The organism is Tabrizicola sp., assembly GCF_041911175.1.
Taxonomy (GTDB): domain Bacteria; phylum Pseudomonadota; class Alphaproteobacteria; order Rhodobacterales; family Rhodobacteraceae; genus Tabrizicola.
Genome location: NZ_JAYRPN010000107.1, coordinates 59,261 through 80,602, shown reverse-complemented (window position 1 = coordinate 80,602; position 21,342 = coordinate 59,261). Strand labels below are relative to the sequence as shown.

General features: G+C 68.6%; 18 protein-coding genes and 1 riboswitch. Of the genes, 12 read left to right on the top strand and 6 right to left on the bottom strand.

Going from position 1 to position 21,342, the window contains the following annotated elements; all coding sequences use genetic code 11:
• Window positions 1-21 precede the first annotated feature (21 nt).
• The 5 genes from ACE3P6_RS14955 (at window position 22) to ACE3P6_RS14935 (ending at window position 7,193) form a co-directional block, all read left to right on the top strand.
• Window positions 22-1,191, top strand: coding sequence for a pyridoxal phosphate-dependent aminotransferase (locus tag ACE3P6_RS14955; protein ID WP_374396495.1), 1,170 nt, complete (start codon window positions 22-24; stop codon window positions 1,189-1,191).
• Complete coding sequence (locus ACE3P6_RS14950; RefSeq protein WP_374396492.1) at window positions 1,192-3,375, top strand: thiamine pyrophosphate-dependent enzyme; 2,184 nt, start codon at window positions 1,192-1,194, stop codon at window positions 3,373-3,375. It begins immediately after the preceding gene.
• Window positions 3,372-4,403, top strand: a complete 1,032-nt coding sequence (locus tag ACE3P6_RS14945) for an ACP S-malonyltransferase (protein WP_374396489.1) — start codon at window positions 3,372-3,374, stop codon at window positions 4,401-4,403. The genes ACE3P6_RS14950 and ACE3P6_RS14945 overlap by 4 nt, the downstream gene beginning before the upstream one ends.
• Window positions 4,400-5,893, top strand: a complete 1,494-nt coding sequence (locus tag ACE3P6_RS14940) for an aldehyde dehydrogenase family protein (protein ID WP_374396487.1) — start codon at window positions 4,400-4,402, stop codon at window positions 5,891-5,893. The genes ACE3P6_RS14945 and ACE3P6_RS14940 overlap by 4 nt, the downstream gene beginning before the upstream one ends.
• 220 nt (window positions 5,894-6,113) lie before the next feature.
• Window positions 6,114-7,193 carry a saccharopine dehydrogenase C-terminal domain-containing protein gene (locus ACE3P6_RS14935; RefSeq protein WP_374396484.1) on the top strand — a complete coding sequence of 360 codons (1,080 nt, stop codon included), beginning with the start codon at window positions 6,114-6,116 and terminating at the stop codon, window positions 7,191-7,193.
• Window positions 7,194-7,238: 45 nt separating this feature from the next.
• Here the strand turns inward: ACE3P6_RS14935 and ACE3P6_RS14930 are convergent, their stop codons facing one another.
• Entirely contained in the window at window positions 7,239-7,994 is a 756-nt protein-coding gene (locus ACE3P6_RS14930) for a pyrroline-5-carboxylate reductase dimerization domain-containing protein (protein ID WP_374396481.1), read from the bottom strand.
• Window positions 7,991-9,313 (bottom strand): aspartate aminotransferase family protein, encoded by a 1,323-nt coding sequence (locus ACE3P6_RS14925; protein WP_374396479.1) that lies wholly within the window; start codon window positions 9,311-9,313, stop codon window positions 7,991-7,993. Before ACE3P6_RS14925 ends, ACE3P6_RS14930 begins: the two co-directional genes overlap by 4 nt.
• Window positions 9,314-9,380: 67 nt before the next feature.
• On the opposite strand from ACE3P6_RS14925, the gene ACE3P6_RS14920 reads away from it, so the two are divergent.
• From ACE3P6_RS14920 to ACE3P6_RS14905, 4 genes are read left to right on the top strand one after another with little or no spacing between them, the layout of a single operon-like run.
• On the top strand, window positions 9,381-9,974 hold the full coding sequence (locus ACE3P6_RS14920) for a helix-turn-helix domain-containing protein (RefSeq protein WP_374396477.1): 594 nt from the start codon (window positions 9,381-9,383) through the stop codon (window positions 9,972-9,974).
• A gap of 59 nt (window positions 9,975-10,033) precedes the next feature.
• Complete coding sequence (gene mutL / locus ACE3P6_RS14915) at window positions 10,034-11,857, top strand: DNA mismatch repair endonuclease MutL (RefSeq protein ID WP_374396475.1); 1,824 nt, start codon at window positions 10,034-10,036, stop codon at window positions 11,855-11,857.
• Entirely contained in the window at window positions 11,854-13,011 is a 1,158-nt protein-coding gene (locus ACE3P6_RS14910) for a DNA recombination protein RmuC (protein WP_374396472.1), read from the top strand. Before mutL ends, ACE3P6_RS14910 begins: the two co-directional genes overlap by 4 nt.
• 8 nt (window positions 13,012-13,019) lie before the next feature.
• On the top strand, window positions 13,020-13,547 hold the full coding sequence (locus ACE3P6_RS14905) for a HutD family protein (RefSeq protein ID WP_374396469.1): 528 nt from the start codon (window positions 13,020-13,022) through the stop codon (window positions 13,545-13,547).
• Between the two features lie 7 nt (window positions 13,548-13,554).
• Here ACE3P6_RS14905 and ACE3P6_RS14900 read toward each other — a convergent pair whose 3' ends face one another.
• From ACE3P6_RS14900 to cobO, 4 genes are all read right to left on the bottom strand, one after another.
• Window positions 13,555-14,202, bottom strand: a complete 648-nt coding sequence (locus tag ACE3P6_RS14900; protein ID WP_374396467.1) for a ChrR family anti-sigma-E factor — start codon at window positions 14,200-14,202, stop codon at window positions 13,555-13,557.
• Window positions 14,199-14,840: a sigma-70 family RNA polymerase sigma factor gene (locus tag ACE3P6_RS14895; RefSeq protein ID WP_374396465.1), complete on the bottom strand. Its 642-nt coding sequence runs from the start codon at window positions 14,838-14,840 to the stop codon at window positions 14,199-14,201. The genes ACE3P6_RS14900 and ACE3P6_RS14895 overlap by 4 nt, the downstream gene beginning before the upstream one ends.
• A 125-nt stretch (window positions 14,841-14,965) precedes the next feature.
• A complete protein-coding gene (locus ACE3P6_RS14890; RefSeq protein WP_374396463.1) occupies window positions 14,966-15,109 on the bottom strand; it encodes a hypothetical protein in 144 nt (47 codons plus the stop codon).
• Window positions 15,110-15,206: 97 nt separating this feature from the next.
• Window positions 15,207-15,839, bottom strand: a complete 633-nt coding sequence (gene cobO / locus ACE3P6_RS14885) for a cob(I)yrinic acid a,c-diamide adenosyltransferase (RefSeq protein ID WP_374396461.1) — start codon at window positions 15,837-15,839, stop codon at window positions 15,207-15,209.
• A gap of 36 nt (window positions 15,840-15,875) precedes the next feature.
• Window positions 15,876-16,080: riboswitch (cobalamin riboswitch) on the top strand.
• 80 nt (window positions 16,081-16,160) lie between these two features.
• On the opposite strand from cobO, the gene ACE3P6_RS14880 reads away from it, so the two are divergent.
• The 3 genes from ACE3P6_RS14880 (at window position 16,161) to cobN (ending at window position 21,282) form a co-directional block, all read left to right on the top strand.
• Window positions 16,161-16,535, top strand: coding sequence for a DUF1636 family protein (locus ACE3P6_RS14880; RefSeq protein WP_374396457.1), 375 nt, complete (start codon window positions 16,161-16,163; stop codon window positions 16,533-16,535).
• Window positions 16,532-17,566 carry a cobalamin biosynthesis protein CobW gene (cobW, locus tag ACE3P6_RS14875; protein WP_374396455.1) on the top strand — a complete coding sequence of 345 codons (1,035 nt, stop codon included), beginning with the start codon at window positions 16,532-16,534 and terminating at the stop codon, window positions 17,564-17,566. The genes ACE3P6_RS14880 and cobW overlap by 4 nt, the downstream gene beginning before the upstream one ends.
• Before the next feature lie 290 nt (window positions 17,567-17,856).
• Window positions 17,857-21,282: a cobaltochelatase subunit CobN gene (cobN, locus tag ACE3P6_RS14870; protein ID WP_374396453.1), complete on the top strand. Its 3,426-nt coding sequence runs from the start codon at window positions 17,857-17,859 to the stop codon at window positions 21,280-21,282.
• Window positions 21,283-21,342 lie beyond the last annotated feature (60 nt).

Genomic DNA, 21,342 nt, shown 5'->3' with positions numbered 1-21,342 from the left:
AAACCACCGATCGGTCAGACCATGAACGCATTCCCCTTCCGCCGTGCCAAGCGCATGACGGGGCTTGAGATTTCCGAGATCGTCCAGATCAGCGAGCGCGCGGGTGCCTTGAAGAAGGCGGGCCGCGATATCGTGTCGCTCGCGACCGGGGAACCGGACTTCCCCACCCCGCCGCATGTGATCGAGGCGGCGCACCAGGCCGCGCTGAACGGCCAGACGCGCTATCCGCCGACCTTGGGCACGACCGACCTGCGGGCGGCGGTGGCGGCGGATGCGGGGGCGACACCCGCCGAGGTGATCGTGTCGACCGGCGCCAAGCAGGTGATCGCCAATGCGATGCTGGCGACGCTGGATGCGGGCGACGAGGTGGTGATGCCCGCGCCCTACTGGACCAGCTATTCCGACATCGTGGCGATGGCGGGTGGCGTGGCGAGGGTTATCCCCTGCGGCATGGCGGACGGGTTCAAGCTGACCCCCGACCGGCTGGAAGTCGAGCTGACCCCGGCGACGCGCTGGGTGATGCTGAACGCGCCGTCGAACCCCTCCGGCGCGGTCTATGCGGCAGACGAGATCGCCGCGCTGGCCGACGTGCTGCGGCGGCATCCACAGGTCATGATCCTGGCGGACGAGATCTATGAGCATCTGAGCTTTGTTCCCTTCACCCGCTTCGCCGAGGCCGCGCCGGACCTGAAGCCGCGGCTCCTGACGGTGAACGGCGCGTCCAAGGCCTGGTCGATGACCGGCTGGCGGATCGGCTGGGGCATCGGCCCGGCCCCGCTGATCCAGGCGATGGGGGCGGTGCAGGGGCAGGTCACCTCGGGCGCCTGTTCCATCGCCCAGGCGGCGGCGGTTGCGGCGCTGACCGGCGACAAGGCGTTGATCGAGGAGCGCCGCACGGCCCTGCGCGCCCGGCGCGACCGGGTTGTCGCCGGGCTGAACGCGGTGCCGGGGGTGGTCTGCCCCAGCCCGGACGGGGCCTTCTATGTCTTCCCGGACATCACCGGGGCGATGGCGGCCAAGGGCTTTGCGACCGACGCCGCCCTGTGCGAATGGCTGCTGGAGACGGCGGGCGTCGCCATCGTGCCGGGCCGGGCCTTCGGCCTGCCGGGCCACGCGCGGCTCTCCTTCGCCTATGCCGATGCCGAGCTGGATGCGGGCGTTTCGCGCATCGCCGCCGCCCTGGGGGCCTGAATGGACCGCTGCGAGATCGTGCATGACAACTTCCTGCGCCGGGTCGCCGCGCGGGATTTCCCTGAAGGGAAGGCGCCGCAAGGGCCGCTGACGCCGGAACTGGCCGTGCAGGCCTTCCGCGCGGGCTGCCTGACGCGGGCGCTGGACCGGCAGTCCCGCGCGATGCAGCGGGCGGGCCAAGGCTTCTACACCATCGGCTCCTCGGGGCATGAGGCGCTGGCGGCGGTGGCGCTGGCCCTGCGCCCGACCGACATGGCCTTCCTCCACTACCGCGACGCGGCCTTCCAGATCGCCCGGGCCGGGCAGGATCCGGGCGAGAACCCGGCCTGGGACATGCTTCTGTCCTTCGCCTCCTCGACCGATGACCCGATTTCGGGCGGTCGGCACAAAGTGCTGGGGTCGCGCAAGCTGATGATCCCGCCGCAGACCTCGACCATCGCCTCGCATCTGCCAAAGGCGGTGGGGGCTGCCTATTCCATCGGTGCGGCCCGCAGGCACCGGCCGGAACATGCGATCCTGCCGGAAGACGCGGTGGTGATGTGCAGCTTCGGCGATGCCTCTGCCAACCATTCCACCGCGCAGGGGGCGTTCAACACGGCGCAATGGACGAGCTACCAGTCGGTGCCGCTGCCGCTTCTCTTCGTCTGCGAGGACAACGGGATCGGCATCTCCACCAAGACCCCGAAGGGCTGGATCGAGGCGACGTTCAGTGCCCGCCCCGGCCTGACCTATTTCAAGGCCGATGGCCTCGACCTTTACGACACCTACCGCGTGGCGGCTGAGGCGGCTGACTTTGTCCGCACCCGGAAAAAGCCCGCCTTCCTGCATCTGCGGACGATCCGGCTTTACGGCCATGCCGGGGCGGATGTGCCGACCACCTACCTTCCCCGCGGGGAAGTCGAGGCCGAGGAGGCGCAGGACCCGCTGCTCCATTCCGTGCGGCTTCTGGACCAGGCCGGAGTGATGGACCCGGCGCAAGCGCTGGCGATCTACCGGGAGACCTGCGCCCGGGTCGAGCGGGTGGCGGGCGACGCGGTCAAGCGGCCCCGGCTGAAGACGGCTTCCGACGTGATGGCCTCACTCATCCCCCCGCTGCGCCCCTGCAAGCCGACCAACGGGCCGACGCCCGAGGCGCGGGCCGAAGCCTTCGGCGCGGACCTGAAGGCGATGGACGAACCGCAGATCATGTCGCGGATCATCAACTGGGCGCTGACCGACCTGATGCTTGCCCACCGCGAGATCGTGATGATGGGCGAGGATGTGGGCCGCAAGGGCGGGGTCTATGGCGTCACCCAGAAGCTGACGGCACGCTTCGGCCAGGACCGGATGATCGACACTTTGCTGGACGAGCAGTCGATCCTGGGCCTCGCCATCGGCATGGCGCAGAACGGTTTCGTGCCGATGCCGGAGATCCAGTTCCTCGCCTATCTGCACAATGCCGAGGACCAGCTGCGGGGCGAGGCGGCGACGCTGTCCTTCTTCTCCAAGGGCGCCTTCACCAACCCGATGGTGCTGCGGATCGCCGGTCTGGGCTACCAGAAGGGCTTCGGTGGGCATTTCCACAACGACAACTCCGTCGCCGTACTGCGCGACATTCCGGGGCTGATCCTTGCCGTGCCCTCGAACGGGGCGGATGCGGCGCGGATGTTGCGCGAATGTGTCCGTCTGGCACGGGAAGAGCAGCGGGTGGTGGTGTTCCTGGAACCCATCGCGCTGTATCCGATGCGCGACCTGCATGGGGACAAGGACGGGCAATGGATGACCCGCTACCCTGACCCGTCAGAGAGCATTGCGCTGGGTGAGGTGGGCGTCAGCGGTGAGGGGACAGACCTTGCCATCGTCACCTTCGGCAATGGGATGTACCTGTCGCAGCAGGCGCTGCCGCAGATCGAAGCCGCCGGGATCAAGGCCCGGATCGTCGACACGCGCTGGCTCTCTCCCCTGCCGAAAGAGGCCCTGACGGCGGCGGTCAAGGGTTGCCGCAACATCCTGATCGTCGATGAAACCCGCCATTCCGGCGGCGTCGCCGAGGCGCTGATGGCGCATTTCCACGAAGCCGCGCCGGGGGTGCCTTTGGCCCGCCTGACCGCCGAGGACAGCTTCATCGCCACCGGCCCGGCCTATGCGGCGACGATGCCGTCATCGGCGCAGATCGTGGCGGCAGCGAAGGGGCTGGTGAAATGAAGACCGCCGTCCTGATCTGCCCCGGTCGCGGGACCTATACCAAGACCGAACTCGGCTCGCTGGCCCGGTTCCCCGACGCGGCGCTCTTGTCCCGCTTCGACGCCGAGCGCGCCCGGCTGGGGCAGGAGACGCTGAGTGCGCTGGATGGCGCGCAAAGCTATTCCGTCGCCCGGCATACCCGCGGCGACAATGCCTCCGCGCTGATCTACGCCTGCACCCTGGGCGACGCCCTGTCGCTGCAAGGCGTCGAGGTGGTCGCCGTCACCGGCAATTCGATGGGCTGGTATTCCGCGCTGGCCTGCGCCGGTGCCGTGTCGCCGATGGACGGGTTCACCGTGGTCAACACGATGGGCACGCTGATGCAGGAGGCGCTGATCGGCGGGCAACTGGTCTATCCGTTCATGGCCGAGGACTGGCAAGACGCCCCCGCCCGCCGCGCCGAGCTTCTGGCGCTGGTCGAGGAGATCGGCGACCGCCCCGGCCATGACCTTGCCCTCTCCATCGACCTTGGCGGGATGCTTGTGATCGCGGGCAACGAGGCGGGGCTGAAGGCTTTCGAGGCCGCCGTGCCGCCGGTGCAGGGCCGCTTCCCGCTGCGGCTGGGCAACCACGCGGCTTTCCATACCGCCTTGCAGGCCCCGATTGCAGCCAAGGGTCGGGCCGCGCTGCCCGAAAGCCTGTTCGGCCAGCCGAAGACCCCGCTGATCGACGGGCGCGGGCAGGTCTGGTGGCCGGGCGCCGCGACAACCGCCGCCTTGCGTGACTACACGCTGGGGCATCAGGTGGTGGAACCCTACGACTTCACCGCCGCCATCCGCACCGCCGCGCGCGAATTCGCGCCGGATTACTTCATCGTCCCCGGCCCTGGCACCACCCTGGGCGGGGCGGTGGCGCAAAGCCTGATCCGGGCGAACTGGCGCGGGTTGGCCTCCAAGGCTGACTTCCAGCGGTTGCAGGCCGAAGATCCTTTCCTTATCTCGATGGCGCTGCCCGACCAGCGCCCCCTCGTTACCGGAGACACCAAATGACCCATGCCGAAATCCTCGCCGCCGCCGGGCTGACCAAATCCGACCTGACCGGAGGCACCCTTGCCGTCCACTCCCCCATCGACGGTGCGGAGATCGCCCGCGTGGCCGAGACGAAGGCCGAGGCAATGCCCGCCATCATCGCCCGGTCGCAAGCCGCCTTCCGCCAGTGGCGCGACGTTCCTGCGCCGCGTCGGGGCGAACTGGTGCGCCTCTTGGGCGAGGAACTGCGTGCGGCCAAGGCGGAACTGGGTGCGCTGGTGACGCTGGAGGTCGGCAAGATCACCTCCGAGGGGCTGGGCGAAGTGCAGGAGATGATCGACATCTGCGACTTCGCCGTCGGCCTGTCGCGCCAGCTGTACGGCCTGACCATCGCCAGCGAACGCGCCGGGCACCGCATGGCGGAGACCTGGCTTCCCGTGGGCCCGGTCGGCGTGATCAGCGCCTTCAACTTCCCGGTCGCCGTCTGGTCGTGGAACGCGGCGCTTGCGCTCGTCTGCGGCAACCCGGTGATCTGGAAGCCGTCGGAGAAGACCCCGCTGACCGCGATGGCGACGCAGAAGATCCTCGAAAAGGCGCTGGCCCGCTTCGGCGACGCGCCCGAGGGCCTGTGCCAACTGGTCATCGGCGGCCCGGCGGTGGGTGACGCGCTGGTGTCGTCGAAGGACGTGCCGATCCTTTCCGCCACCGGCTCCACCCGGATGGGCAGCATCGTCGGCCCGAAGGTCGCCGCGCGCTGGGGCAGGGCGATCCTTGAACTCGGCGGCAACAACGCGATGATCGTCGCCCCTTCCGCCGATCTGGAAATGGCCGTCCGCGCCATTGCCTTCGGGGCCGTGGGTACGGCAGGCCAGCGCTGCACCTCCTTGCGGCGGCTGATCGTGCATCGCTCGGTCCGCGACGATCTGGTCAAGCGGCTGGCCAAGGTCTACGCCAACCTGCCGGTGGGCGACCCGCGCAAAGCGGGCACGCTGATCGGGCCGCTGATCGACGCAGGGAGCCGCGACCGGATGCTGAAGCAACTGGACAAGGCCCGCGCCGAGGGCGGCACCGTCCACGGCGGGCAGGCGGTCGACGGGGTGAAGGGCGGGGCCTATGTCACCCCGGCGCTGGTCGAGATGCCGGGCCAGACCGCCACGGTCTGCGAGGAATGCTTCGCGCCGATCCTCTATGTCCTGACCTATGACACGCTGGACGAAGCCATCGGGCTGCAGAACGAAGTGCCGCAGGGCCTGTCCTCCTGCATCTTCACCCTGAACCTGCGCGAAGCCGAGACGTTCCTGTCGGCCTCTGGCTCGGACTGCGGCATCGCCAACGTCAACATCGGGCCGTCGGGCGCGGAAATCGGCGGGGCCTTCGGCGGCGAGAAGGAAACCGGCGGCGGGCGCGAAAGCGGCTCGGATGCCTGGAAGGGCTACATGCGGCGCCAGACCTCGACGGTGAACTATTCCGCCAAGCTGCCGCTGGCGCAGGGGGTTGAATTCCCGGTCTGATCCGCAGGCCGACAGCATCAAGGCGCGCCGGTTCCGACCGGCGCGCCTTTCCATTTTCAGCCTGTCGACCGGCACTGATAGAATGCCGAAAGCGCCGTCATTCTGTCAGGTATTGCGAGTGATTTCGCCGAACGGCCCGGCGCAACCGGCAGCCTCCGCGGATAGCCTTCCGCCGAAAGAAGATCGCCGCGCAGGACTGCGGCTGAGAAAGGAAATACCCATGTCGTTCAGGAAAGTGGCCGTGCTTGGCCTTGGCAAGGTCGGCCATCTGGCAGCCGAGCTTCTGGTGGAATCGGGCTTCGAGGTGACGGGCGTCGACGCCCGCAAGGTCAACGCCCCCTTCCCGACCCGTACCGTCGACCTGCAGGACCAGGCCGCCATCGCCGACCTCCTGAAAGGCCAGGAAGCCGTCCTCTCCTGCCTGCCCTTCCACCTGAACATCGGCGTCTCGACCGTGGCGCATTCCCTCGGCCTGCACTACTTCGACCTGACCGAGGATGTGCCGACGACCAAGCACATCCGCGAGCTTTCCACCACCTCCAAGGGCCTGATGGCCCCGCAATGCGGCCTTGCCCCCGGCTTCGTCGGCATCGTCGGCGCGCATCTGGCCGAACAGTTCGACAAGGTCCGCTCGATCCGCCTGCGCGTGGGCGCCCTGCCGCAGAACCCGACCGGGCTGCTGGGCTATGCCTTCAACTGGTCGCCGGAAGGCGTGGTCAACGAATACCTGAACGACTGCGAGGTGATCGAGGAAGGCGTGCTGAAGACCGTCTCGGCGATGGAATGGCTGGAGACGATCTACATCGACGGGATGCAGCTTGAGGCCTTCACCACCTCGGGCGGACTGGGCACCATGTGCGAAACCTATGCCGACAGGATCGAGAACCTCGATTACAAGACCATGCGCTATCCGGGCCATGTGAAGCTGATGAATTTCTTCTTCCACGAGCTTCTGATGCGCGAGAACCGCTCGGAAGCCGGGCGCATCCTGACCAATGCCAAGCCCCCGGTGGACGAGGACGTGGTCTATGTCCATGTCGCCGCCGAAGGCTGGCAGGGCGGGCAGCTGCGCCGCAAGGAATTCGTGCGGTCCTATTACCCGATCGAGATCGGCGGCAAGATGCGCACCGCGATCGCCTGGACGACCTCGGCCTCGGTGGTGGGCGTGATCGAGATGGTCCGCGGCGGTCACCTGCCGCAGCAGGGCTTCCTGAAGCAGGAGGCGATCCCGCTGGAGCCTTACCTCAAGACGCGGACCGGCAACTACTACAACATCGGCCACCGCAGCCGCCACGCTTGACGCAGATTGACGGGCGGGGGCTCAATCCCCGCCCGCAGCAACCTGTCAGCCGCCGATTCGTTTGAGCACCCGGTCCAGCCCTTCGTCCCAGGCCGCCAGCGCCCCATGCTCGGACAGAGCGGCAAGCACCATCTCGCTGATCCCGCCCTTCGTCACCACGCTTCGCGCGATGTCGTCCAGCGGCCGGTCCTCGCGCAGCAGCACTTCGGCATTGCCGCGCAGGGTGGCGGCAATCAGGCTTCGGGCGGTCTCCGGCGGCAGGCCCTGCGCCTGGAACCAGCCGATGACATGCGCCATCCAGCCGAAAGTGGCGCCCGAGAACCCGCCGAAGGTCGCGGCGATGGTGAACTGCGCCTCGTCGGCGAAGGCGATCACCGGGCCGGTCTTCGACAGGAAATCGCGCCAGAACCGGTCCTCCGGGCACAGGATCGACGGCCCGACGCCATAGGCATTGGCGTAGCCCGGCATCATCGTCACCGCTGCGCGGGCCGGGCCGATCAGCGATTGCAGCCGGGCCAGCCCGGTGCCCGCCATCGCCGACAGCACCGGCTGGCCGGGCCGGAAGCGCAGGCCCGCCAACTCCTCCGCCCCGGTGGCCGCAGGCAGCGCCACGAACACCCCCTCCACCGCATCGACCACCGCCTGATTGCTCACCGCAACTTCGCAGCCATGCTCCGCCGCCAGCCGCGCCGCGACCCCGGCATTGCGGGGCGACAGCACCAGCCGGTAGCCCGACCCCGCCAGCCCCCGCACCATCAGCTCGGCCAGATGCCCGACCCCGAGGATGCCGATGGTGGTCACGGCATTTCTTCCAGCACCTCGGCCATCGCAGAGGCGGTCGCGGCGATGTCAGCCTCGGTATGGACGACCGAGGACAGCGAATGCAGCGTGGCCGAGGGGTTCATGTAGACCCCCTTCTCCATCAGCCGCAGGGCGAAGTCGCGGAACTTCATCCGGTCGACATGGGTGCAGAAATCGCGGTAGTCGCCGATCTCGGGCCGGTCGGTGAAGAAGATCTGGAACATCGAGTTCACCCCCTGCACCACCATCCCGTGCCGGTTGGAGTGCTTGGCCAGCTTGCGGATTTCGTCCGTCATCGCCTTGCCCAGATTCTTGATCCGCCGGAACCCGGCCTGATCGTCCGCCAGCATCGTCTCCAGCATCACCTTGGTCACATGCAGCGCCAGACGGCCCGCGTTGTGGGTGCCGAAATGCAGCACCTTGCCCCATTCGAGGCCCGCCATCACCTCGGCCCGCCCGCCGATCATCGCCATCGGCAGGCCGCCCCCCAGCGCCTTGCCATAGGTCACGATGTCGGGTGTCAGGCCATAAAGCTCCGCGCAGCCCCCCGCCGCCAGCCGGAACCCCGTCACCGTCTCGTCCAGGTAGAACAGCGCCCCGTGCTTCTGGCACAGTTCCTGCATGCGGTTGAGGTAGCCGGGCTTCGGCGGGATCACCCCCATGTTGGACATGACGCCTTCCGTCACGACGCAGGCCGCCGTCGGCCCATGCAAGGCCATTGCCCGTTCCAGCGCCTCGACATCGTTCCAGCGGACGACGATGGTATCCTTCCACGCCTCCTCCGGGATGCCGGACGAATCCGGAATGCGGATCGGGTCGTTCGGATGGCCCAAGAGGGTCGGGGGATAGGGGTTGGTGTTGATCAGCACCGAATCCCACCAGCCGTGATAATGCCCCTCGAACTTGATGATCTTGCGCCGCCCGGTATGCCCCCGCGCAAGGCGGAAGGCGGCCATCGCGGCCTCGGTCCCGGTATTGGCGAAGCGCACCTTGTCGACATGGGGGAGAAGCTTGACCAGCATCTCGGCCACCTCGACCTCGACCTCCAGCGCGGTGGCGAAATGGGTGCCACGGGCCGCTTCCCGCGCAATGGTCTCCACCACCTTCGGATGCGCATGGCCCAGGGGCAGCGCGCCGAAGGCCATCATCCAGTCGATGTACTCGCGCCCGTCCACGTCATACAACCGCGCGCCCGCCCCGTGGCTCATGTAGCGCGGCGCCCCGCCAAAGGTCGCCGGGCCACGAGAGGCGGAGGAGACCCCCTCGACCAGCACCTTCTGCCCACGTTCAAAGAGCGATTGCGATTTCGGACCGGCCATCTGATGCCCCTTGTGATTGCTGCGGTGATTGTTATTATAAGAACATTCTGCCGTCAAACGGAACATCATGCCCCCGCTCACCGACCGCCCCCGCGCTGTGGAACCGCATCAGGAACTGGCCCACCGCATCAAGCGCTGGCGCGAGGCGCGGGGCTGGAACCAGCAGGCGCTGGCCGAGCGGGCAGGGTTCGCCCGCTCCACCCTGTCGAAGATCGAGAACGGGCTCCTGTCGCCCACCTTCGAGATCCTGCTGAAGCTTGCGCAGGGCTTCGGCTGCGACCTGTCCGATCTGGTGCGGGCCGAAACCCCCAGCCTCGTGGGCCGCATGGTCATCGACCGGGCGGCAAAGGGCGAGGCGATCACCAACCCCAACACCTGCCTCTGGCCGCTGGGCGCCGCGCTGAAGGGGCGGCCGTTCCAGTCGATGCTGGTGGAGTTCACCCAAACCGACCTGGACGCATTCGGCGAGTGGAACCGGCACGACACCGACGACCTTCTGCATGTCCTCTCCGGCACCTTGATCTTGCACACCGAAGGCTATGCCCCCGCCACCCTGCGCCCCGGCGACAGCGTGCATTTCGACGGCGCGATGCCACATGCCTGCCTGAAATCCGGGGCGGAGACCTGCCGCTGCCTCTACGTCTTCTCCCCGCGCAGCTAGGGCAGAGCAATCCCGTTTCGTTCTTCCCCGACTCAGAGCGGCCTGCTACAGATGGGGGCATGACGCTTCACACCCCCAAGATAACGGGCGCTTCCGGCCGCCCGGTGATCCGGCAACTGGACGAGGCCGCGATCAACCGCATCGCGGCGGGCGAGGTGGTGGAGCGTCCGGCCTCTGCCGTGAAGGAGCTGGTGGAGAACGCGCTCGACGCAGGCGCGGGCCGCATCCAGGTCGATATCGCCGATGGCGGCAAGACGCTGATCCGCGTCACCGACGACGGCTGCGGCATGGGCGCCGAGGACCTGCCGCTGGCCCTCTCCCGCCATGCCACCTCCAAGATCGACGGCTCCGACCTCCTCGACATCCGCAGCTTCGGCTTCCGGGGTGAGGCGCTGCCCTCGCTGGGTGCCGTGGGTCGCCTGACCGTCACCTCCCGCGCGGAAGGCGAGGCCGCGCAGATCGCCTGCGAGGGCAGCCGGATCACTCCCGTCCGCCCCGCCGCCCTGACCCGTGGCACGGTGGTCGAACTCCGCGACCTCTTCTTCGCCACCCCGGCGCGGCTGAAATTCCTCCGCTCCGACCGGGCCGAGATGCAGGCCGTGACCGAAGTGATCCGCCGCCTGGCGATGGCCGAGCCGCAGGTCGGCTTTACCCTGCGCGACGTGACCGGGGGCGAAAGCCGCGTGCTGTTCCGCGCCGACCCGCAGTCCGGCGACCTCTTCGACGCCCTGCAATCGCGCCTCGCCACCGTCATCGGTCGCGACTTCACCGACAACGCCCTTCGCATCGACGCCGAACGCGAAGGCCTGCGCCTGCAGGGCTATGCCGCGCTGCCCACCTATTCGCGCGGCTCCTCGGCGCAGCAATACCTCTTCGTCAACGGCCGCCCGGTGCTGGATCGGATGCTCTACGGTGCCCTCCGCGCCGCCTATTTCGACGTCCTCTCCCGCGACCGGCACCCGGCGGCGGTGCTGAACCTGATCGCCGACCCGCAGCGCGTCGACGTGAACGTCCACCCGGCGAAGGCCGAAGTCCGCTTCCGCGAGCCCGACGCGGCGCGCTCCCTCATCATCACCGCGCTGAAATCCGCCCTCACCGGCGCTGGCCACCGCGCCTCCTCCACCGTGGGCGCCGCGACCTTGCAGGCGTTCCGCCCCGTCTACCAGATGGACCGCCCCAGCCAGCCGGCCCTCTCCCGTGCCTTCGCCTTCCAGGCCCCCGGTTTTGCCGAAGAACCCCAGGTCGCCACTTTCGCGCCCCCCAGCGAGGAGAAGGCGCAGCCGCACGACGAGCATCCCCAGTCGCACCCGCTCGGCGCCGCCCGCGCCCAACTCCACGAAAACTACATCGTCGCCCAGACCGCGACCGGCATCGTCCTCGTCGACCAGCACGCCGCCCACGAACGCCTGGTCTACGAACGCCTGAAACGCCAGATGACTGACTCCGGCATCCGCGCCCAGGCCCTGCTGATCCCTGAAATCGTCGATCTCTCCCCCACCGACGCCGCCCGCCTCCTCGACGCCGCCCCGGCGCTGGCGCAGATCGGGCTGACCGTTGAGCCCTTCGGTGGCTCTGCCGTCGCCATCCGCGAAACGCCCGCCATCCTCGGCCCGGTGAACGGCGCAGCCCTCCTCCGCGACATCCTCGACGAACTGGCCGACTCCGGCGACAGCCAGCTCATCCAAACCAGAATCGACGCCATCCTCTCCCGCATGGCCTGCCACGGCTCCGTCCGCTCCGGCCGCCAGATGCGCCCCGAGGAGATGAACGCGCTGCTTCGCGAGATGGAGGCGACGCCGCTCTCCGGCCAGTGCAACCACGGGCGGCCCACCTATGTGGAACTGTCGCTCCACGACATCGAACGCCTGTTCGGCCGCCGATGATCACGCTCTTCGGCCAGACCTACCCCTGGAACGCCCCCGAGGTCCTCCTCCTCGGCGGGGCTGCCCTTGTCCTCCTGATTCTCCTCACCCTCATCCTCCGCGCCGCCGCCCGCGCCTCCTCCACCGCCGAGCCGCTCTTGCGGGAGGTCTCCTGGCTCGCCTCCCGCGTCCAGACCCTGAACGACGGGCAGGAACGTCTGGCGGGGGGCCTGCATCATGTCTCGGAGGCGCAGGCGGTCAGCCAGACCGCCATGCTGAAGGTAATGGAACAGCGCCTCGCCGAGGTGCAGCGCCAGATGACGGAATCGCTGCACGGCACCTCCACCCGCACCGCGCGCAGCCTTGGCGAACTTCAGCAACGCCTCGAAACCATCGACAAGGCGCAGGCCAATATCGAGAAGCTGTCGGGCAATGTCCTCAGCCTGCAGGACATCCTGTCGAACAAGCAGACCCGCGGCGCCTTCGGGGAAATCCAGCTCAATGACATCGTGCAGAAGGCCCTGCCGAAAGACGCCTATTCGATGCAGGCGACCCTGTCGAACGGTCGCCGCGCCGACTGCCTGATCCACCTGCCCAATCCCCCCGGCCCCATCGTCATCGACGCGAAATTCCCGCTCGAGGCCTATGAAACCCTGCGCCGGGGCGAGCCGAACGCCGCCCAACAGATGCGCATCGCTGTCCGCGCCCATATCCGCGCCATCGCCGACAAATACATCCTCGAAGGCGAGACCGCCGACGGCGCGCTGATGTTCCTGCCCTCGGAAGCGGTCTATGCCGAGCTTCACGCCAATTTCCCCGACCTCGTCCGCGAAGGCTTTGCCGCAAAGGTCTGGATCGTCTCGCCCACCACCTGCATGGCCACGCTGAACACGATGCGCGCTGTCTTGAAGGACGCACGGATGCGCGAACAGGCCGGGGCGATCCGCCGGGAACTCTCGCTCCTCTATTCGGACGTCGAACGCCTCGGCGCGCGGGTGGAAAACCTTGACCGCCACTTCGGCCAGGCCGCGAAGGACATCGAAGAGATCAAGATTTCCTCCGACAAGGCCAGCAAGCGCGCCCGGCGGCTGGACAATTTCGACTTCGAGGAACTGGCCCCCGATCAGACGGCCATCAGCCCCGCCCGCGTGATCGGGGCGACGGCGGCAGAGTGACCCGACCCATGATCCACCTGCGCCCTGCCGACTACACCCGCCAGCCCTGGAAGAACGGCAAGGGCATGACGACCGAGCTTCTGCACCTCCGCGACCCGGCGGGGGCCACCCTCTTCCGCCTCTCGCGCGCCTCCGTGGTCGAGGATGGCCCCTTCTCGCTGTTCCCCGGCATCGAGCGGAACCTCACTGTCCTGACCGGCCCCGGCTTCCGCCTGACCGGCCCCGGCCTGAACCTCCGCTGCGACCCGCTGGTCCCGGTCGCCTTCCCCGGAGATGTCGCGGTGGCGGCCAGCGAAACCAACGGCCAGCAATCCGACGATTTCAACGTGATGACCGCAGGCAGGCTGCCCTTGCCGCAGGTGAGCGTGGTGCGGGATGGCGGGCTGGATGGCGCAGGTCCCTTGGCGCTCTATGCCCTTGGCCCTTGCCGGGTGGACGGCGAGCCCGTGGCGCCGGGCGAGCTGGTCCTCACCGACGGACCGGCCAGCCTGACCGGCGACGGGCCGGTGATCGCCGTCCGCTATTCCGGGGTCTGACCCCAGGTCAGATCCGCAGGAACGGCTGCACCAGCCGGGGGATCAGCCCTCGGAACCGCAAGGGAGCATCCGCCGCCGTCAGGCACAGGCAGTCCTGATCCGCCAGCACGACCGGCCGGTGTTCGATGCTTTCGTCCGAGATTTCCACATCCCCCGGTCCGAATCTCTCGCCCTGATCGGTGAAAGCACCCTGCAGGACCAGGGTCAGCTCCAGCCCCCCGTGGCCGTGGTCGGGAATGGCCGTTCCCGCCGGAATATGCAGCAATCGCGCCGAGGCCTCCCTGCCAGTGGGCAGGATCGCCTGCCGCACCCCGCCAGCCACCCGCCGCCAGCGCACTGCCGCCGGGTCGGCGCCGACATCCCCGGCCAGCGGCGCGGGCAAGGCGCCTGTCCGCCCCCGCGCGGCGGGCCGGGTCTCCTGCGGCAGGCTTTCGATCCGCGCCAGGGCCAGGTCCAGCGCCGCCGCACCCATCGCGCTTTCCCCGGCTTCTTCCAGCAACGCCCCGCCGACCGCGTCGAAGGCCGCCGCCTCTGCCCGGCATGCATCGCAAAGGGACAGATGCGTCGCCACGACCAGGCTGAACGCCTCGGGCAGCTGGCCGACCGCATAGGCCAGCATGAGCTTGTCCGAAAGATGGTGGCGTATCGTCGTCATTCCGTCCCGGGTCCCTCGTTCATCCGGCGGCGCAGCTTTTCCAGCGCCAGCCGTATCCGTGATTTGATCGTGCCCAGCGGCAATCCCGTCTCGGCTGCGATCTCGCTGTGCGAAAGCTCGCCGTAGTAGGCGCGCTCGATCAATGTCCGCTGCGGCGCCGGCAGCGCGACCAGCGCCTGCCCCAACCGCGCTGTCTCCTCCTGCACGACCATCGCTTCGGCCTGGTCGGGCGCTGGCTCCGGCCCCCAGTCCAGCGCCTCCGGCTCGGCGCGCCGCGCACGGCGCAGGGCATCGATCTGCCGGTTGCGCGCGATGGTGAAGACCCAGGTCGCGACGCTGGCCCGTGCGGGGTCGAACTGATGCGCCTTTTGCCACAGCGTCGCCATCACATCCTGCGCGCATTCCTCCGCCAGCGTGGCACCCGCCCCCGATTTCATCAGGAAGCCCTTCACCCGGGGGGCGAAATGCCGGAACAGCGCCGCATAGGCCACGCGATCCCGCTGGTCGCGCACCCGCAGCAGAAGACCCGCCCAGTCCGTCCCCTCTTCCGTCCCTGGCAAAGACCCTTCCCTCTTCCGGCTCAGGCCGACCATCCCGGCCATCGCCCGGAAACGGGGCAGGCTGGTTCCCTTCGTCATAGCGGCTCTGCGGGCATCTGGCATCATCAGACTGATACGCAGGCCACGCCACGGTGGATCAGTGCCCCTTCACCCCGCCTGGAACTTGTCCCCACCCGTAGGTCGGGGTTTACCCCGACTCTCCGTCAGAACAGCCCGTCGCCGCCCTTGTCCTGTTCCACCGCCTCGTCGGCCACAACCGCCGCCGCGCCGCCGACCAGAAGGGGGGCACAACCCGCCGTGGTCAGCAGCAGCAGCGCCGCCAGCAGCATCAGACCTGTCTTGCTCATCCTCGTCTCTCCCGTTGCAAATCTTGCCAAACCGTGAACGTCCGCGACCAAGGCATTGATATCATTGACGCTGAAAATCTGTCCACCGTGGACAGGCTCAGAACTCCACCCCCGGCTGGCCCTTGATGCCTGCCCGGAACGGGTGCTTGACCAGCGTCATCTCCGTCACCAGATCCGCCGCCTCGATCAGCTCTTCCTTCGCATTCCGCCCGGTCAGGACGACATGGGTCAGGGGCGGTTTCTCGGTCTTCAGGAACTCCAGCACCTCGCCGATGTCGAGGTAATCATATCGCAGCGCGATGTTGATCTCGTCCAGCAACACCATCCTGATCTCCGGGTTCCGTATCAGCTCCTTCGCCTTCTCCCAGCCCGCCCTTGCGGCGGCGATGTCGCGGGTCTTGTCCTGCGTCTCCCAGGTGAAGCCTTCCCCCATCGCATGAAACTGGCAGAGGTCGGAGAAATGCCCAGTGATCAGCCGCCGCTCGCCGGTATCCCAGGCCCCCTTGATGAACTGCACCACCGCCGACGGCATCCCATGCGCGACACAGCGCAGGATCATCCCGAAGCCGCTGGAGGACTTCCCCTTCCCCGCCCCGGTATGGACGATGATCAGCCCCTTCTCGCCTTCCTTCCCCGCCATGATCTTGTCCCGCGCGGCCTTCTTCTTCGCCATCTTGCTGGCGTGCCGGGCAAGGTCATCAGCTTCGGGTGTCGCAACATGGTCGGTCATGGTCGGTCGTGTCCTTGACAAGGGGGGGGTGCTTGCCTCAGGTGGGCTGGCGCTGGTTCCTGTTTATGACAGGCGAAGAGGGAATGCGACAGGCCGGAAACGACCCTAAGCAGCCGCCCCCGCGACCGTGACCGGAGAGGTCCCAGAAGCCACTGGCCTGCCAAGGCTCGGGAAGGCGGGGTCCGTTGGGGCAACCCAGTATCCGCAAGCCGGGAGACCTGCCCGCGCAAAGGATGAACCGGCGGACGGGGTGTTCCGCGACCGGGGGACGGGTGGAAACGCCCGCTCTGGCCCAGCCCCCATGCCACTTGGAAGGCTTCGATGGGCGCGACCCTCTACGTCTGCACCACCTGCAAGGCCGGCCTGCCGGTGCCCGAGGGGGAACTCCCCCCCGGCCTGCACCTCTATGCCGCCCTGAAGCGGGCAGGCGCGCCGGAAGGGGTGCGGATCGTCGGCGTCGAATGCCTGTCGGCCTGCAACACCGGCTGCGCCGTCTCGCTGACCAAGCCCGGCGCCTGGTCCTATGTCTATGGCCGCCTCACCCTTGACGACGTTCCCGCGATCCTGGAAGGCGCGGGGAAATACGCGGCCACGGCGGACGGCATCGTCCCCTGGCGCGACCGCCCCACCGTCTTCCGCAAGCAGAGCATCGCCCGCATTCCCCCCCATCCGCCGCATGAAGAGGCCGCCGAATGACCGATCTCACCAAAATCCCCGTGACCGTGATCACCGGCTTCCTCGGCTCGGGCAAGACCACGCTGATCCGCCACCTGATGCAGAACCCGCAGGGCAAGCGGCTGGCGATCCTCGTCAACGAATTCGGCACCGTGGGGGTGGACGGCGACATCCTGAAATCCTGCGCCGACGAGAATTGCCCGGTGGAAAACATCGTGGAACTCGCCAACGGCTGCATCTGCTGCACCGTCGCCGATGATTTCATCCCGACCATCGAGCAGCTGATGGCCATGCCGCAGCGCCCCGACCATATCCTGATCGAAACCTCGGGCCTCGCTTTGCCGAAGCCGCTCCTCAAGGCCTTCGACTGGCCCGCGATCCGCAGCCGCATCACCGTGGACGGCGTGATCGCTTTGGCCGATGCCGAGGCCGTGGCCGCAGGCCGCTTCGCCCCGGACGTGGAGGCGGTCGAGGCCCAGCGTGCGGCGGATGCCAGCCTCGACCACGAAACGCCCCTTTCGGAAGTCTTCGAAGACCAGATCCTCTGCGCCGACCTGATCCTTCTCTCGAAGGCCGACCTGGCCGGTGAGGCTGGCCTAAAAACCGCCCGCGAGGTCATCGCCGCCGAGATGAACCGCCCGGTCCCGATGCTTGCCATGACCGAAGGCGTGATCGACCCCCGCGTCGTCCTTGGCCTTGCCGCCGCCGCCGAGGACGACCTCGCCTCGCGCCCCTCGCACCATGACGGGGCCGACGACCACGAGCATGACGATTTCGATTCCGTGGTGATCGACCTGCCGGAAGTGGCGGATATCGACGCCCTGACCGCCTCGATCCAGCGTCTTGCCCGCGAGAACCGCATCCTGCGGGTCAAGGGCCATGTCGCCGTCGCGGGCAAGCCGATGCGGCTTCTGGTGCAGGCGGTGGGCGATCGGGTCCGCACCCAGTTCGACAAGCCCTGGGGCACCGCCCCGCGCCGCTCGCAGCTGGTGGTCATCGCCGAGCATGACGACATCGATGAGGCCGCGATCCGCAAGGTTCTGGGGGCCTGACCCAGTGATCCGCCCCCTCCTCACCGCTGGCCGCATGGCACCTCCCTCCCCCCCGGTGGGTGAGGGATGGGGTGTGGGGGCACGCCTGGCATCTGGCGCGACTTTCGGCAAGCTCCCCCCACCCCCGCCCCCTCCCCACGCGGGGGAGGGGAGGCGCCCGGCCCCAACCCGTCGCACAATTCCGACCTCTGTCGCTCTGTCCCGTCACTTCCGCCCCGCGCCTCCCTCCCCCCTTCGTGGGGGAGGGCCGGGGAGGGGGGGCCGCACCCTCTCCCGCAGGGGCGCCTGATATGCATGTCGTCTTCCGCGAAAGCCACGGCCTCGAAGAAACCGAAACGCCGTTCGACCTGGGCCAGGACCCGGCCGATCTCATCGTGCTGTCCTTCTCCGACAGCGACCTCGGTGCCTTCGCGGCGGGCTATGAACGGATGCGCCGGGCGGGCGCCGCGACCCCGACCGTGCGCCTCGCCAACCTCGTTGCCCTGAAACACCCCGTCTCGGTCGACACCTATGCCGAACGGACCCTCTCCGGCGCAAAGGCCATTCTGGTGAGACTGATTGGCGGCGAGGCCTACTGGCCCTATGGCCTCGCCACCCTGCAAGACCTCGCCCGGCGGAACGGCGCCGCGCTGGCGATCCTGCCCGCCGATGGCCGCCCCGATTCCCGCCTCGACGAACTGTCCACTCTCCCCCTCTCCACCCTCCGCCGGTTGCAGGCGCTTTGCGATGAAGGCGGGGCGGTGGCCGCCCATGCCGCGCTGGCCCAGCTGGCGCTGGCGGCGGGCCTCTACGCGGCCCCGGTCTCGGGGGACAAGACCGTGCCGCAGATGGGGTTCTACGACCCGGAGAAGGGCGTGATCCCCGCACCCGAAGCTGCGACCACCCGTCCCGGGCTTGACCCGGGACCTCTGGCCGACTCGGGCGCGATGCTTGTTGAAGGAGATCCCGGGTCAAGCCCGGGACGGAGTCACCTCGCTTCACCGCCGGAAGGCTCACACGACGCCGCCACCCGCACCTCCCCTCCCCCTCCGTGGGGAGGGGCCGGGGGAGGGGGGACACACTCCAAAGGCCCCGTCCTCGTCACCTTCTACCGCAGCTACCTCACCTCGGGCGATACTGCCCCCGTCAACGCGCTGATCCACGCCCTGCGTGCCGAAGGCTTCACCGCCTATGGTGCCTTCGCCCCCAGCCTGAAGGCCCCCGGTGTCACCAGTTGGCTGTCCACGCACCTGACGCAGAACCCGCCCGTGGCGGTGATCAACGCCACCGCCTTCTCCGCCAAGTCCGACGACGGCTCCACCCCCTTCGACGCCGCCACCTGCCCGGTCTTCCAGGTCGCCCTCTCCGGCGCCCGTCGTCGCGACTGGCTGGCCTCCGACCGTGGCCTCTCCCCCGCCGACCTCGCGATGCATGTCGTCCTGCCCGAGGTCGACGGTCGTATCCTCGCAGGGCTGATCAGCCACAAATCCCCCGGCAGCCGCGACCCCGACCTGCAATTCTCCCGCTTCGCCCACCGCCCCGACGCCGAACGCATCAAGGCCGTGGTCGACCGCGTGATCCACTGGCACCGCCTCGCCGCCACCCCCGCCGCCGACCGGCAACTGGCGGTGATCCTCTCCACCTACCCCGGCCGCGCGCACCAGATGGCCCATGCCGTCGGCCTCGACGCGCTGGCCTCGACCGAGGCGCTCATCGAAACCCTCGCCGCCGAGGGCTACACCACCCCCCAGGGCGCAGCCCTGCCGCAGGCTCTCACCGACTCCCTCACCTGGCCCCTCGCCGCTTACCAGACTGCACTCCAGACCCTCCCCGATCCCCTCCGCGCCGATCTCGCCCAAGCCTGGGGCGACCCCGCCACCGACCCCTCGGTGAAAGACGGCCAGTTCCACTTCCCCGCCACCCGACGCGGCCACGCCCTCATCGCCCTGCAACCCGAACGCGGCGAAGTCGCGTCCCGCGACGCCGACTACCACGACCTCGCCCGCACCCCGCGCCACGCCTATGTCGCCTTCTACCTCTGGCTCCACGCCCAATCCCCCCACGCCCTGATCCACATGGGCGCCCACGGCACGCTGGAATGGCTCCCCGGCAAATCCGTCGCCCTGTCGGAAACCTGCTGGCCCGAAGCCCTGATCGGCCCCACGCCCGTCATCTACCCCTTCATCGTCAACGACCCCGGCGAAGCCGCGCAAGCCAAGCGCCGCATCGGCGCCGTCACCCTTGGCCATCTGCCCCCGCCGATGGCGCAAAGCCAGGTCCCGCCCGAGCTTCTGCGCCTCGAACGCCTGCTCGACGAATATTCCACCGCCGACGGCCTCGACCCCGCCCGCCGCAGCCGCCTCATCTCCAGCATCCGCGACGAGGCCTCTGCCTCCGGCGTTGCCGCCGACCTTGGGCTATCGGCCAATGCCACCCCGGCGGAAGCGATCACGCGGATCGACCGCTTCGTCTGCGACCTGAAGGAAAGCCAGTACGGAGTCGGCCTGCACATCTTCGGCGACGGTCAGGGCGAACGCGAAGGCCTCCTCACCGCGCTCAACGGCCAGAAGGTCGCCCCCGGCCCCGCAGGCTCCCCCAACCGGGGCCGCAGCGATGTCCTGCCGACCGGCAGGAACCTCTTCTCCGTCGACCCCCGCGCCGTGCCCTCGCGCAACGCCCATGCCCAGGGCGTCAAACTGGCCGAGGAACTGGTCCGCCGCCACCTGCAAGACCACGGCGACTACCCGCGCGGGCTGGTGGTCGACCTCTGGGGCAGCGCCACCATGCGCACCGCCGGAGAAGAATTCGCGATGGCCCTCCATCTCGCGGGCCTCGCGCCGAAATGGGATGAGGGATCGGCAAGGGTTTCCGGCTTCGACATCCTCCCCCTCGCGCTTCTGGGCAGGCCAAGGATCGACGTCACCCTCCGCGTCTCCGGCCTGTTCCGCGACGTCTTCCCCGGCCTCGCGCAGCTGTTCGAGGCAGGGGCCGAGGCGCTCGCCAGCCGGGAAGAATCCCCCGAGGACAACCCCTACACCACGAAGGCCTCCCGCGTCTTCGGCCCCAGACCCGGCCTCTACGGCCTCGGTATGGGCACCGCCGCCGACACCTTCACCGACGAGGCCCGGCAAGCCGCAGGCGAGGCCTGGCTCAACGCCTCCGCCTGGGCCATCGGTCAGGACGGTCAGTCGCATGAAGCCCGCGCCGCTCTGGAAGCCCGAGTCCTTGCATCGGAAGTCTTTGTCCACGCCCAGGACCTGCCGGAAACCGATGTCCTGATCGCCGCCGACTACGCTGCACACGAGGCCGGCTTCGCCGCTGCGGTGGCGAAGCTCGGAGGCAACAAGCCCACCCTCTACCACCTAGACGCCACCCGCCCCGACACCCCGCACGCCCGCACCCTCACCGAGGAAATCGCCCGCGTCACCCGCGCCCGCGCCGCCAACCCCGACTGGGCGGCAGGCATGATGAACCACGGCTTCCGGGGTGCTGCGGAAATCGCCGCCACCCTCGACCACATGGCCGCCTTTGCCCATCTGGCGCAGGTCGTGCCCCCGCATCTCTTCGACCTCTACCACGAGGCCACCCTTGGCCGCGACGAGGTCCGCGATTTCCTGCAACGCGAAAATTCCGCCGCCCTGCAAGCGATGGAAGACCTCTTCCGCCGCCTGCGCGACGCCGGTCTCTGGCAGACCCGCCGCAACTCCATCGCCGCCAGGCTGGACGGTGCCGCATGACGCCCGCCTTTCACATTTGCCCAAGTATCCCCGCCGGAGGCCCTTCGCCCGAGGGCTTTT

Coding starts and splice junctions, on each gene's coding strand:
- ACE3P6_RS14900 (WP_374396467.1), bottom strand. CDS start 14,202: ATGACGACGATACGCCACCATCTTTCGGACAAGCTCATGCTGGCCTAT.
- ACE3P6_RS14940 (WP_374396487.1), top strand. CDS start 4,400: ATGACCCATGCCGAAATCCTCGCCGCCGCCGGGCTGACCAAATCCGAC.
- ACE3P6_RS14890 (WP_374396463.1), bottom strand. CDS start 15,109: ATGAGCAAGACAGGTCTGATGCTGCTGGCGGCGCTGCTGCTGCTGACC.
- ACE3P6_RS14880 (WP_374396457.1), top strand. CDS start 16,161: ATGGGCGCGACCCTCTACGTCTGCACCACCTGCAAGGCCGGCCTGCCG.
- ACE3P6_RS14895 (WP_374396465.1), bottom strand. CDS start 14,840: ATGACGAAGGGAACCAGCCTGCCCCGTTTCCGGGCGATGGCCGGGATG.
- ACE3P6_RS14910 (WP_374396472.1), top strand. CDS start 11,854: ATGATCACGCTCTTCGGCCAGACCTACCCCTGGAACGCCCCCGAGGTC.
- ACE3P6_RS14945 (WP_374396489.1), top strand. CDS start 3,372: ATGAAGACCGCCGTCCTGATCTGCCCCGGTCGCGGGACCTATACCAAG.
- ACE3P6_RS14920 (WP_374396477.1), top strand. CDS start 9,381: ATGCCCCCGCTCACCGACCGCCCCCGCGCTGTGGAACCGCATCAGGAA.
- ACE3P6_RS14950 (WP_374396492.1), top strand. CDS start 1,192: ATGGACCGCTGCGAGATCGTGCATGACAACTTCCTGCGCCGGGTCGCC.
- ACE3P6_RS14955 (WP_374396495.1), top strand. CDS start 22: ATGAACGCATTCCCCTTCCGCCGTGCCAAGCGCATGACGGGGCTTGAG.
- ACE3P6_RS14935 (WP_374396484.1), top strand. CDS start 6,114: ATGTCGTTCAGGAAAGTGGCCGTGCTTGGCCTTGGCAAGGTCGGCCAT.
- cobW (WP_374396455.1), top strand. CDS start 16,532: ATGACCGATCTCACCAAAATCCCCGTGACCGTGATCACCGGCTTCCTC.
- cobO (WP_374396461.1), bottom strand. CDS start 15,839: ATGACCGACCATGTTGCGACACCCGAAGCTGATGACCTTGCCCGGCAC.
- ACE3P6_RS14925 (WP_374396479.1), bottom strand. CDS start 9,313: ATGGCCGGTCCGAAATCGCAATCGCTCTTTGAACGTGGGCAGAAGGTG.
- cobN (WP_374396453.1), top strand. CDS start 17,857: ATGCATGTCGTCTTCCGCGAAAGCCACGGCCTCGAAGAAACCGAAACG.
- ACE3P6_RS14905 (WP_374396469.1), top strand. CDS start 13,020: ATGATCCACCTGCGCCCTGCCGACTACACCCGCCAGCCCTGGAAGAAC.
- mutL (WP_374396475.1), top strand. CDS start 10,034: ATGACGCTTCACACCCCCAAGATAACGGGCGCTTCCGGCCGCCCGGTG.